11 protein-coding genes and 1 pseudogene are annotated in these 11,753 nt (G+C 74.3%); 7 read left to right on the top strand and 5 right to left on the bottom strand.

From position 1 onward, the window contains the following. Positions 1-134: 134 nt before the first annotated feature. Positions 135-794: a TetR/AcrR family transcriptional regulator gene (locus PUR61_RS14490; RefSeq protein WP_329879238.1), complete on the bottom strand. Its 660-nt coding sequence runs from the start codon at positions 792-794 to the stop codon at positions 135-137. A gap of 188 nt (positions 795-982) precedes the next feature. Between PUR61_RS14490 and PUR61_RS14495 the strand changes: the two genes are divergently transcribed. After that, entirely contained in the window at positions 983-2,101 is a 1,119-nt protein-coding gene (locus tag PUR61_RS14495) for a serine hydrolase domain-containing protein (RefSeq protein WP_329879239.1), read from the top strand. A gap of 341 nt (positions 2,102-2,442) precedes the next feature. Here the strand turns inward: PUR61_RS14495 and PUR61_RS14500 are convergent. Next, positions 2,443-2,622, bottom strand: a pseudogene (locus tag PUR61_RS14500) (MerR family transcriptional regulator); the annotation flags it as partial. A gap of 136 nt (positions 2,623-2,758) precedes the next feature. Beyond that, positions 2,759-3,298 (bottom strand): hypothetical protein, encoded by a 540-nt coding sequence (locus PUR61_RS14505; protein WP_329879240.1) that lies wholly within the window; start codon positions 3,296-3,298, stop codon positions 2,759-2,761. Positions 3,299-3,347: 49 nt separating this feature from the next. On the opposite strand from PUR61_RS14505, the gene PUR61_RS14510 reads away from it, so the two are divergent. Then, the gene (locus tag PUR61_RS14510) at positions 3,348-3,959 is read left to right on the top strand and encodes a GNAT family N-acetyltransferase (protein WP_329879241.1); all 612 of its coding nucleotides are present in this window, start codon (positions 3,348-3,350) and stop codon (positions 3,957-3,959) included. Beyond that, a complete protein-coding gene (locus tag PUR61_RS14515; RefSeq protein ID WP_329879242.1) occupies positions 3,946-4,473 on the top strand; it encodes a 2'-5' RNA ligase family protein in 528 nt (175 codons plus the stop codon). Before PUR61_RS14510 ends, PUR61_RS14515 begins: the two co-directional genes overlap by 14 nt. 48 nt (positions 4,474-4,521) lie before the next feature. On the opposite strand, the gene PUR61_RS14520 is transcribed toward PUR61_RS14515, so the two are convergent. After that, a complete protein-coding gene (locus PUR61_RS14520; protein ID WP_329879243.1) occupies positions 4,522-5,424 on the bottom strand; it encodes a carbohydrate kinase family protein in 903 nt (300 codons plus the stop codon). A 495-nt stretch (positions 5,425-5,919) separates the two neighbouring features. On the opposite strand from PUR61_RS14520, the gene PUR61_RS14525 reads away from it, so the two are divergent. The 4 genes from PUR61_RS14525 (at position 5,920) to PUR61_RS14540 (ending at position 9,824) form a co-directional block, all read left to right on the top strand. Beyond that, the gene (locus PUR61_RS14525; protein ID WP_443035172.1) at positions 5,920-7,461 is read left to right on the top strand and encodes a M1 family metallopeptidase; all 1,542 of its coding nucleotides are present in this window, start codon (positions 5,920-5,922) and stop codon (positions 7,459-7,461) included. Between the two features lie 630 nt (positions 7,462-8,091). Continuing rightward, entirely contained in the window at positions 8,092-8,613 is a 522-nt protein-coding gene (locus tag PUR61_RS14530; protein WP_329879245.1) for a SigE family RNA polymerase sigma factor, read from the top strand. After that, positions 8,600-9,490 carry a hypothetical protein gene (locus PUR61_RS14535; protein WP_329879246.1) on the top strand — a complete coding sequence of 297 codons (891 nt, stop codon included), beginning with the start codon at positions 8,600-8,602 and terminating at the stop codon, positions 9,488-9,490. Before PUR61_RS14530 ends, PUR61_RS14535 begins: the two co-directional genes overlap by 14 nt. 85 nt (positions 9,491-9,575) lie before the next feature. Then, on the top strand, positions 9,576-9,824 hold the full coding sequence (locus tag PUR61_RS14540; protein ID WP_329879247.1) for a hypothetical protein: 249 nt from the start codon (positions 9,576-9,578) through the stop codon (positions 9,822-9,824). A gap of 143 nt (positions 9,825-9,967) precedes the next feature. On the opposite strand, the gene PUR61_RS14545 is transcribed toward PUR61_RS14540, so the two are convergent. After that, complete coding sequence (locus PUR61_RS14545; protein ID WP_329879248.1) at positions 9,968-11,596, bottom strand: sigma-70 family RNA polymerase sigma factor; 1,629 nt, start codon at positions 11,594-11,596, stop codon at positions 9,968-9,970. Positions 11,597-11,753 lie beyond the last annotated feature (157 nt).

Genomic DNA, 11,753 nt, shown 5'->3' on the forward strand with positions numbered 1-11,753 from the left:
AACGCGCGATCTCCAAGTACAACGCCAAAGGCACCATCGACCGGACCAGCTACAAAGCCACCATCAGCATCGACATCCTGACCACACCAGACCCGTGACAGGAATCCGCAAGCTCTATCTACACGGCATTGGGGCTAGCCCGGGCCGACTGCGGCCTCGATGTGGGCGAGCTGGGCGGCGAGGATCTCTTCGAACGCGGCGCGGCGGTCCGCCCCGAGAGGGCGGACGTCGCGGGCGAAGTGGGCCAGGGCCGGGAAGCGTTCGGGGTCGGCGCCGAGTACCGCGACGCGGAAGAGCTCCATGCCCTGTTCGTACTCTTCGGGGGTGACGGTGCTGACCCAGGCCTCGGAGGCGATCAACGCGGCGATGAGGACCGCGATCCGGTGGTAGCGCGCCGGGATCTCCTCGTCCGGCAGTCCCGACGCGCGCAGAGCCTCCAGCACCTCTTCCATGACCAGCCGGGAACCGGTGCCGCCTGACGCGTAGCGTCCCCAGACCGCGGCGAGCTGGGGCTGCCGGCCGAAGGCCTCTCTCACGCGCAGGGCCAGGGCGGTGATGCGCTGCTTCCAGTCGCCCTCGGGGCGGTGCCCGTCCATGGCCTCGAGAAGGATCCGGTCGGCGACCGCGCGCAGCAGTTCGGTCTTGCTGCGGAAGTGCCGGTAGAGGCTGGAGGAGTCGGTCCCGAGGGCCGCCGCCAGCTTGCGCACGCTGAACGAATCCGCGTCGCCCGTGCGCAGCAGCTCCGCCGCCGCATCCAGGATCTCTTCGGTCGACCAGCGCCTTCGGCCTGCCATCTTGCTCCTCTCGCCGGATCTCAGCCTAACCCATGCACTTGGTGTTGCACGCACCGCGTGCATAATGAGGACATGGATATGCCGCACGGCCCGGCAGGAGACGGGCCGGTGTGCCGTGCGTGGCCTTGCCATCCGGGTCGGGCGGCCGGTGCGGCGCTCACCCCGAGGAACACGAAAGGACGCATGACATGAAGAACCCACTGGATTCCGCGGCCTTGGACGCCGCCATCGAGGACGTCCACCGCGCCGGGATGCCGGGCCTGTTCGCCGAGGTGCGGGACGACGGCCAGGTCTGGCGCGGCGCCGCCGGGGTCGCCGATGTCACCACCGGCCGCCCCGTCACCGCCGGCATGCGGCACCGCGTCGGCAGCATCACCAAGACCTTCACCGCCGCCGCCGTCCTGCAGCAGGTCGAGAGCGGTCACCTCGGTCTCGACACACCGATCGGCCGGTACCTTCCGAAGCTGGTCCCCGGCGAACGCGGTGACGCCATCACGGTCCGGATGCTGATCAACCACACCAGCGGCCTCGCCGAGTACCTGCCGTACGCCTATCCCTCCCTCAAGGCGCTCCCCGCCCTCGCGGACACCGGACCGCAGAGCCTGGACGACCATCGCCTCACGCGGTTCGACCCCGCTGAACTGATCGAGATGGGGGTCGGCGCGCCGGCCGTCGGTGTCCCGGGCGGCACTCCGGGCGTGTACTCCAACACCAACTACCTGCTCCTCGTCCAACTCCTGGAACAGGTGACCGGCACGACGGCCGAGCGGTACATCACCCGGAACGTCATCGAGCGCGCCGGGCTCCGGGACACCGAACTCCCCGCCGGGCCGCACGTCACCGGGCCGCACTCGAAGCTCTACGAGGCGTGGTTCGGCATGATCGACCCGCCGCGCGACTACAGCGTCTACGACATGTCGTGGGTGGGGCCGTCGGCCTCGCTGATATCGACCGTCGCGGACCTCAACCGCTTCTACGGCATGCTGCTGGCCGGGAAGATCGTCAGCCCGTCGTCGCTGGCACAGATGCAACACACCGGCCCGGTCATCTCCCAGGAGGGGAAGACGATCGACTACGGCCTCGGCCTGTACCCGGTGGAAAGTCCCGGTCAGGGTACCTTCTGGGGCCACGGCGGCACGGTCTGGGGTGGCGGGGCACTGGCCATGATCCGTGCCGACGGCAAGCGACAGATGGCGGTCGCGGTGAACATGCAGAGGTGGAACAGGCTCGGCTCCTCCGGCAGGCCGCAGCCTCACCCCATCGACGACGCGCTTGCGACGCTGTACCGGATCGCGATGTACGGCTGACCGAAACCGCCCGCGACCTCCGGGTGGGCATCAACCAGTTGCCCCCGCGCATCGAGCCCCACCCTCGTGATCGGCGGCAACCGGGTCCTCACCGTCCCGGTCGAGCACAGCCGCGCCCTCCGCGTCGAGCTCGGCCAACCCCTTCGCCGAGCTCGACGCGCGCCACGTGCTGTTCCACGAGCTGGAGGACGCGTTCGTCCGGCTCGCGCCCGACTTCACGGACGTCCGAGACGTCCGAGACGTACGGCGGTTCAGGCGATGAGCAGGCGCAGGCCGAGCTCGGCCGCGTCGAGGGCGACGAGGTCGCGGTTGCGTTCGGCCCACCGGCCCGAGGAGAGGCCGTCCCGCAGTCCGAAGCCCCGCCGCCGGTAGGCGAGCACCTCCCGCAGCCGCTCCACGTCCACCGCCGAGTAGGCCCGGTACCCGGCCCCGGTCCGCGCGGACGGCTGCACGAGGCCGATCTCGTCGTCGTGGTGCAGCGTGCGAACGCTCACGCCGGCCAGCTCGGCCACACGCCCCACGGTCAGGTGCTCTTCCACGCCGCCGACGATGCCGCATGATGCCGCGTGAGGGTCGAGCACCCCGCTCCCGCCCCCGCAGCACCTCGTGCGGCTGCGTACGACCGGGCTCCGCCGCCACCGGTCGCCGACCCGACCGTCATACCGGTGCTCGGCCCCAGGCGGCGAGGGCCTCGAAGTCGGCTGCGGTCAGCCCGCGGGCGGGATGCACCCGGTGCAGCAGCGCGGGACCGGCATGGTGCTCGGCCACGTACGCACGGTCGGCCGGACCGATGTCGTCGTCCACCCAGGCGAACGGCCGTCCGGCAGCCCAGTCGACGATCGGCCAGGTCTTCGGGCAGGTGTCGTCCGGCCGCCACTCCGCCGGGCCCGGCAGCGGGATGTGCGGCAGCTCCGGCAGCCCGAGCGCCGGACCGATCCACGCGTTCGCGCCGTCCTGCCAGGTGGTCGCCCAGACGAGGTCGTACGGGAGTGCCCGCAGCTGCGCGCCGTGCGCCCGGTCCAGCCAGACCTCCACCGGCCCGGAGGCCCAGGCAGGTTCGGTCCGGAGCGGCCGGTACGTCGGCGGGCGCTCCGCCGCCGTCGCGTAGTACGGGTTGAGCGGTCCGTCGACGTCCAACAGGAGCAGGGGGCGTGGATCCACGGTACGGAACCGTACCGGGCGTCCGGTGTCCGGCATGATCGAAAACGGCTCGCAGCCGGGGCCGCGGGGCACCGATAATGCGCGCATGACGAACAGCACGCCACGCGGCACCGCGGAATCCTGGACCGTTTCGGCCGCCGACGTCGGCTCCCCGGAGGCCCTGGCGCTGCTGCGGGAGTACTACGTGGACGTCGCCAACCGGTACTACCGGCTCCACCTCGGCCGGGAGGGCACCGCGCAGGAGATCGAGACCGGGCTGGCCGACTCGCCCAGCGACGACCTCGCCCCGCCCACCGGGGTGTTCCTGCTCGGGCGGTACGACGGCGCGGCCGACGCCTGCGCCGGCCTGCGGGTGCTCGACCCCCGGACGGTGGAGCTGACCAGGGTGTACGTACGCCCCTCGCGGCGCGGCACCGGCGGGGGCGCGCAGCTGCTGGCCGCCGTCGACGAGGCGGCCCGGGAGCTCGGCGCCGCGCGGGTCGTGCTCGACACCCGTCTCGACCTGGTCGAGGCCCGCACGCTGTACCTGCGGCACGGCTACCGGGACATTCCCGCCTACAGCACCAGCCCCTACGCCGAGGTCTGGTACGGCAAGGACCTCGCGCCCGGCCGGACGGACGGCGCGGCCGGGGGCTCCGCCCCGGCCGGACGCAGCGTGCCGGGACCGGCCGTCGGCGGGCACCGTGCAGACCGTTGAGCTGCTCTGCGACGCGCCGTTCGACCGCGCCGTACGGACGTTCTGGCAGCGGCTGGCGGACGGCGGCGTGGACAGCCTCGCGCACAACACCCACCCCGGTCACCGCCCGCACCTGACCCTGGCCTCGTGCGCCCGGATGCCCGACGGCGCCACCGAGCGGCTCGACCGGCTGCTCCGCGACGCCCTGCCGCTGACGGTCCGGCTGACCGGCCTGCTCTCGTTCAGCGCGCGCAGCCGACGGCGGGTGCTGAGCCTGCCGGTGGTGCCGACCCTCGATCTGGTCCTGTTGCACCACCGCGTCTGGGAGGCGCTGGACGGGGCCGAGGACCCGGACCAGCACTACGTGCCGGGCCGCTGGTCCCCGCATCTGTCGCTCACCCGCCGCCTCACCCCCGAGGACATCGCTCTCGCCCACACCCTGCTCGGCCGTCACCCCGACCACGTCGGCAGCTTCGACGCGGCCCGCAGCTTCGACTCCGAGACGCAGCTGGCCCGTCCACTGGGTGCGGGGTGAGGACCGGATCGCCGAACGCCCCGCGATCCGGCCCTACCTGACGTACCGTCAGTTCGGCGTGGAGGCCGGGGCCTCCAGGGCTGCCGCGAGTTCGGCGGCGTCGGGCGGGTTGGCGCCGGGGCGGGAGACGGTCAGCGCCGCCGCGGCGGCGGCCCGGGTCAGCGCCTCGTCGAGACCCGCGCCGGTGTGGCGGGCGTGGAGCAGCGCGGCCGTGAAGGCGTCGCCGGCGCCGACGGTGTCGGCGACCTCGACCGGGCGGGCCGGCACCTCACTGCGGCGACCGTCGGCGGTGACGGCGAAGGCGCCGTCGGGCCCGAGCGTGACCGCGACGGTGGCCGGGCCGAGGCCGAGCCAGTGGCGGGCGACGTCCTCGGGGTCACGGCCCGGGTAGAGCCAGGCGAGGTCCTCGTCGCTCGCCTTGACGAGGTCGCTGAGCCCGACGCACCGTTCGACCCGGCGGACGGCCTCGTCACGCCCTCCCAGCAGCGCGGGCCGGACGTTCGGGTCGTAGCTGACGCCCGCACGGCCTCGCCAGTGCTCCACCAGCGCGAGCACCGAGGCCGCGCCGGGCTCCGTGACTGCGGCGATCGAGCCGATGTGCAGGTGGCCGGGCAGGTGCGGGAGTTCACCGGCCGGGAGGGTCCAGCCGATGTCGAAGGTGTAGCGGGCCCGCCCCTCGCCGTCGAGCCGGACCACCGCGGAGGGGGTGCGCAGCCCCTCCGCCGGGCCGGCGAGGACGGCGACGCCGGCCGACTCCAGGTGGGCCCGGATCAAGCCTCCGTAGGGGTCGTCGCCGAGCTGGGTCAGCAGGGCGGTCGGCAGCCCGAGCCGGGCCAGCCCGTACGCGACGTTGGCCGGGCTGCCGCCGGGGTGGACGGTGTCGGGCGCGCCGTCGGTGCGGACGACGTCGGCGACGCATTCGCCGATCACCACGAAGTGCGGGCTGGTCACGGGGCTGCTCCTGCCGGTCCGGGGCACCGGCGGGGCTGCTGGGCGGCCGGCACGGCTGCCCAGCCTACGAGGCGGCGGACCGGCGCGGTCCGGCGCGGACGGCGGGCGCGCGGACCGCGACTGCACCACCGGCGGGCGCGGCCGGGCCGGGCGGGAGCAGCGGGGCGGTCGGGGACGGCCGCAGGGGTGCGGCCGGGGAGCGCGGGTGCGACCGTAGGCATGAGTACGGCCGCCGGACCTGGCCAGGTTCTCCGGCGACCGTGGCCCCGCCCGTCAGGAGGTGGGGCTCTTCGAACCTATGACACTGCGCAGCCGCTCGGCTACCGCACTGGTCCGTCCGGGGGACGGCCGCGTGTCGTGCGGCGGCGACAGGGTCGACGGGAGCGAACGGACTGGGGGTTGTCGGACCCCTCTGCTACGTTCCGTGTCCGGAAGGTCGCTCTGCGGGACCGGGCCGCGCCCGGGCCGTGGAGCGCGCCGTACGACACGAGAGAGGTGATCACCTTGTCGAGGTGCCGCTCCGCCCTTGCCGCCGCCCTCGCCCTCACCGCCACCGCCCTGCTCGGCCTCGCCCCGCCGGTCTCGGCCGTCCCGGTACCGGGCGCGGACGTGGGAGCGGAGGCGACCGCGGGCACCGGGGACCCGGTGTTCCCCTCGCTCGGCACGACCGACTACGACGCGCTCGCCTACGACCTCGCCCTCACGTACCGGGCCGACACCCGCACCGTGGACGGCACCACCGTGCTGACCGCCCGGGCGCTCACGGCGCTGCGCAGCCTGGAGCTGGACGCCCTGGGGCTGACCGTGCACACGGTCCGGGTCGACGGCCGGCCGGCGGAGTTCCGCACGCACGACGAGAAGCTGACCGTGGTACCCGCCCTGCCCGTGCGGCGCGGCGCGGCCCTGCGGGTGGAGGTCGCCTACACGGCCGATCCGCGGGCCGCGCTGCCGCACACCGGCTGGGTGGTGACACCCGACGGCTTCGCGGTGGCGGGCCAGCCGGACGGCGCGCACACCGTCTTCCCGTGCAACGACCGCCCCGGCGACAAGGCCCGCTTCGCCATCGCCGTCACCGCGCCGGACGGTCTGTACGGCGTGGCCAACGGACTGCTCGCCGCCACCGAGCCGAACACCGACGGCACCACCACGCGGCGCTACCGCTCACGGGAGCCGATGGCGACCGAGCTGGTCCAGGTATCGGTGGGCCGGTACACGGTGCGTGAGAGCCGGGGCCCGGGCGGGCTGCCGCTGCGGGACGTCGTCCCCACCGCGCGCGCCGCCGCGCTGGAGCCCGCCCTCGCGCTGACCCCCGGACAGCTCGCCTGGGCGGAGGCGCACCTCGGCCGGTTCCCGTTCGAGACGTACGGCCTGATGCCCGCCGACACGGACGACCCGGCGGCGTTCGACTTCACCGGGCTGGAGACGCAGACGCTCACGCTCTACAAGCCGAACTTCCTTCGCCAGCCCGAGCACCTGATCGGCTCGCACATGGTGCACGAGCTGGTGCACTCCTGGTTCGGCAACAGCGTCTCCCCCGGCACCTGGGCCGACCTCTGGCTGAACGAGGGCCACGCCGACCTCTACGGCCTGATGTACCGCTACGAGCGCGGTTGGCCGGACTCGTCCGGCTACACCACCCTCGCGGACCGGATGCGGTCGGTGTACGCCAAGGGCGACCAGTGGCGCCACGACTCCGGCCCGGTCGCCGCCCCGACCGCCGCCACCCTCTTCGACAGCCAGCGGTACACCGGCGGAGCGCTGGTCCTGTTCGCCCTGCGGGAGCGGGTCGGCGCCGAGGTGTTCGACCGGATCGAGCGGGCCTTCCTCCAGCGCCACCGGAACGGCAGCGCCACCACCGCCGACTTCCTGCGGACCGCCGACGAGGTCTCCGGGCAGCAGCTGAGCGGGTTCCTGACGGAGTGGCTGTACGGCGAGCACACCCCGCCGATGCCGGGCCACCCCGACTGGACGGTGGACCAGGTGGAACGCGCCGCCCGCCGGAGCGCCGAGGCACCGCGCGGCTCCGGAACGCTCTGACACCCGGAGCGCTCTCCGCGCCGACCGCTCTGGACCTGGGCCGCCATGAAGCTGTACCGCCCTGAACCTGGACGGCCCTGAACCTGGACGGCTCCGGATCCCCGCCGGTTCGGCCCTCCGAACCGGCGGTCCGAACCGGTCGGGCGGACCGACGCGCCGGGTCGGTGCGCCCTGGCGCCGTCCGCGCGCCCCTGGACGGCCCCGGCGGACGCGCGGATCGTGGTGTCCACGGCCCGCCCGCCGCCCGGCAAAGTCCCGGCCGGCTCGCGGGCCGTCCACCGTTCGGGAACGGACCACCGTTTCGAGAACCGGTCACCGGACGCTAGACCCACCGCCGCGCGGGACCGGGGGCGCCGTACGGTGCGGTTCCCGGTTCACCTACCGTGGAGCCGACCCCTGCCGGGTCGCAGGCCGACGGCCCGGCGGCGGCGGAACGGACACCGCCCGTCCGGCCGGGGCTCGGAATGTCACTGCGGCGAGGCAACCGGAAACCCGGTCCAACGCGTTCAGCAGCCGTGAGAACGACAGCGAGGACACGGCGGCCACGGCCGACCTGCAGGGCCTCCGTCGCCGGCACGGCGGCGGAGGCGACCGAGACAACGGCGGAAACGGCATGGCGGGGGCAGCAGGATGAGGGACGCGACACCGGACTTCGAGGAGTTCGTCGCCGCCCGCAGCCCTCGGCTGCTCCGGATGGCGTGGCTGCTCACGGGCGATCCGCATCTGGCCGAGGATCTGTTGCAGACCGCGCTCGCCAAGGTCTGGCCCCGTTGGGAGCAGATCTCCATCGACCGGCCCGAGGCGTACGTCCGGCGGGTGCTGGTGAACTCGCACGTCTCCTGGTGGCGTCGGCGCTGGCACGGGGAACTGCCGCACGACCGACTGCCCGAGCCGCCGACCGACGCGGACCCGTTCGAGGACGTGGTGGTCGGCCAGGTGGTGGCCGCCGCCGTCCGGGCACTGCCGGCGCGGCAGCGGGCCGTCGTGGTGCTGAGATTCTTCGAGGACCTCAGTGTGGAGGAGACCTCCGAGGTCCTGGGTTGTTCCCCGGGCACGGTCAAGAGTCAGACGCACCGCGCCCTTCAGGCCCTGCGGGGCAAGATGCCCACCCGCGAGCTTCTGCTGCACGGAGGACACCGTGACGGGGCGTGAGTCCGACCCGGACGACGGCAGGCCGACCGGCCCCGAGGTCGAGGACGAACTGCGGATCCTGCTCCACCTGGCCGCCCCTCACCTCACGGCGCCCGACGACCGGATGGCCCGGGTCCGCGAGCGGGCCGCCCGGACCCGGCGGCGGCGCCGCACCGCCGCCCTCTCGACCGGGCTGGCCGTCGGCCTGACCGCCGCCGTGCTGGCCGCCGCCCCTGCCCTGGCACCGGGCCCGCCGGGTACGGCGCTCGCTCCGGGGTCCTCCGGACCCGTCGCGCCCGGCTCGGTGCCCCCGGGTGCGTCAGCGAGTGCGTCACCGGATGCCGCCCCGAGCGCGTCACCGAGCCGCAGCACCGGATCGGACACCGGCGGGCCGGTCAGGTTCCCCGAGCTGGACGGGGTGATCATCGACATCCCGCCCGACTGGTACCGGCTGTCGGTCCCCGGCACCGACAGCCGGAAGGACGACACCGCGTACGCGCGCGGCTACACCGCCAGCCAGCCCCTCGTCGGCGAGCCGGGGTGCCCGACCAGGAACGGGACCAGGGAACGGGTCTGCCTGGCCGACGGGGCGCTCGACGCCGGCGGGATGCTGGTCGGCCTCACGCTCGTCCGGGACCCGGTGGTGACGGGCGAGCAGAAGGGCCAGACGGGGCCCCTCTTCTACGCGGTACCCGAGAAGTCCTGTGTCGTCCAGGGCGGAACCCGTACGCTCCGGGGATACCGGACGGTGCAGGCGCCGTCCGGGCCGGCGGTCGTCGAGCTGACCGCGTGCCTGCGCGTGTCGGACGCCGTGTCGGTGCTGGCGGTGGAGCGGATCCTCGACTCGATCCGGGTGAACGGCGGGGCCGTGGACGCCCCGACCATCGCCCCCGAGTGACGGCGGGCCGGGCAGCCGGAGCGAGCCGGGGCGGGACAGCCGGGGCGGCCCGTAACCCGAGTGGCGCAGCGTCGTTGGACAGGGCATGAAGAAGCGCAGCATGCTCGCCGTCGCCTCGCTCGCCGTGGGCGTCGTGGCCTCCCTGACCGCTCCCAGCGCCCACGCCTCCGCCGTCGGCGGGCAGGGTGACCTGGCCGGGCCGCTCCAGGGCGCGCTGCCGGCCTCGGCGCCGGACGCGCTGCCCGGCCAGGTCGGCGACGCCGGCGGGGTGGTCGGGGAGGCGACCGGGTACGTGACGGGCCAGGCACCCGGGCTGGTCGGGCTGCCCTCCTGACACTCGGCCTGACCTCGACCTGACACTCGGCCGGACGCTCCTGCGGACCGTGGGCGCAACGGTCGGTCACGCGGGCGCGGTCGCCCCGCCGATGACCCTGCGGGCCCGGTGGCCCTGGCCGGACCGCGTGGTCCGGCCGGGGATCAGCCGAGCGGCGCGCCGAGGTCCTGGGTCCAGTAGAGGCCGGCCGGGCCGCCGGCCACGCCGATGCCGACGTCCTTGAAGGCGCAGTCCAGCATGTTCGACTGGTGGATCCCGCCGTCCATCCAGCGGGAGAAGACGACGGCCGGGGCGCTCGGTCCCCGGTCGAGGTTCTCGCCCCACTGCGACCAGCGGTAGCCGGCCGCTCCCAGCCGGGAGTCCGCGCGGGTGCCGTCCGGACTGACGTGGTCGAAGAACGTGCGCGCCACCATGTCCTCGGAGTGCTTCTGGGCGGCCGCGTGCAGCTTGGGGTCGATCCGCAGCGGGCCGCAGCCGATCCTGGCACGCTCGGCGTTGACCAGGTCCACCAGCTGACGCTCCGGGCTGGGCGGCGGAGTGGCCGAACGGCTGCTGCTCGGGGTCACAGTGGCCGGCGGTGTGCTCGGCACGGGCGGCTCGACGGGCGCGGGCTCGGCAGCGGCCGTGACGGTCGGGGACGGCACCGCACTCGGGGTCTCCGGCCGGGGCTCCGGCGGTGCGGGTATCGAGACCGTCGACGGGGTGTCGGGAGCGGCGGCCGGGGTGGTCGGTTCGGGCACGGTCTCGCCGGGCTGCGGGTGGTGGGGCCAGACCATGGCGAGTGTCGCCGCCGCCAGCACGGCCGCCGTTCCGCCGGCCAGGACGGTCTTCCGACGGGCGAACTCGGCCCAGCCGCCGTGCCCTCCGGCCGGGTCGGCCGGGGGCGCACCGGAGCCGCCGGGCGCCGTGGCGCCGGACCCGGTCCCTCCGGAGCCGGCGGGCGGAGCGGCCGAGGCGGCCGAGGCGGCGGAGGCGGCCTGAAGGGCGAGCCCGGCCGGGGAGTCCATCGGGACGGGGACCAGCGCCAGACCGGCCAGCAGTCCCTCGGCCGGGAAGAGGTCGCGGCCCAGTCCGTCGCAGGCGGCGCAGGCCCGGATGTGCCGGGCGATCCGCTTGCGCCAGACCGAGTCGGGCGCGCCGTCCCACCCTCCGGTGAGTTCGGCCAGTTCGGGGCACCGCGGGTAGGCGGTCAGCGCACGGACCACCACGCGGCCCGCCTCCAGTTGCTTCTTCATCCGCTGCACCCGGACGGCGGTGTGCTGGGGAGTCAGGTCGAGCGCGGCGGCCAGCTCGGCGCGGGTGAGTTCACCGCTCGCCTCCAGCCACCAGAGGGCGAGCAGTTCCTGGTCGTCCGGGTCCAGCCAGCGGGTGGCCTCGGCGACCTCCCGGCGCTGGCCGGAGAGGCCGAGCCGGAGGATGGTCAGATCGGTGAAGTCCGCGCGGGGGTCGGCCAGCTCCCAGGTCTCGTCGAGACCGCCCACGGCGGCCTGCTGCTGCCCGGTCGACCGCCGACGGACCTGGTTCATGGTGATCGCGACCAGCCAGGAACGGAACGCCTCGGGGTCGCGCAGGCCGTCCAGGCCGTCCAGGGCCCGGATCATCGTCTCCTGCGCGACGTCGTCCACGTCGGCATGGCCGTTCAGCGCCCGGCCGGCAACGTTGTAGACCAGCGGGAGCCAGGCGGCGACCAGCGCTTCCCGCGCCTGCGGATCGCCTGCCTGGGCCGCGAGCACCAGGGTCGTCCCGGTCCTGCTCTGCACGTCAACGTTCATGGGTCCGCACTCCGTCTTGCTGTCGTCCGTCCGCCGCTGCCTCCTCGGAGACCTTCGGGGAGTGCTCAGATAACAACAATTCGCGCGGATTCGGAAAATCCGAGGTCAGCGAGGGTCCGCCCCGGTCGGCCCCGGCCGGCCCCGGCCCCGACCCCTG

Origin of the sequence: Streptomyces sp. BE20 (genome assembly GCF_036322525.1) — a bacterium.
Classification (GTDB): domain Bacteria; phylum Actinomycetota; class Actinomycetes; order Streptomycetales; family Streptomycetaceae; genus Kitasatospora.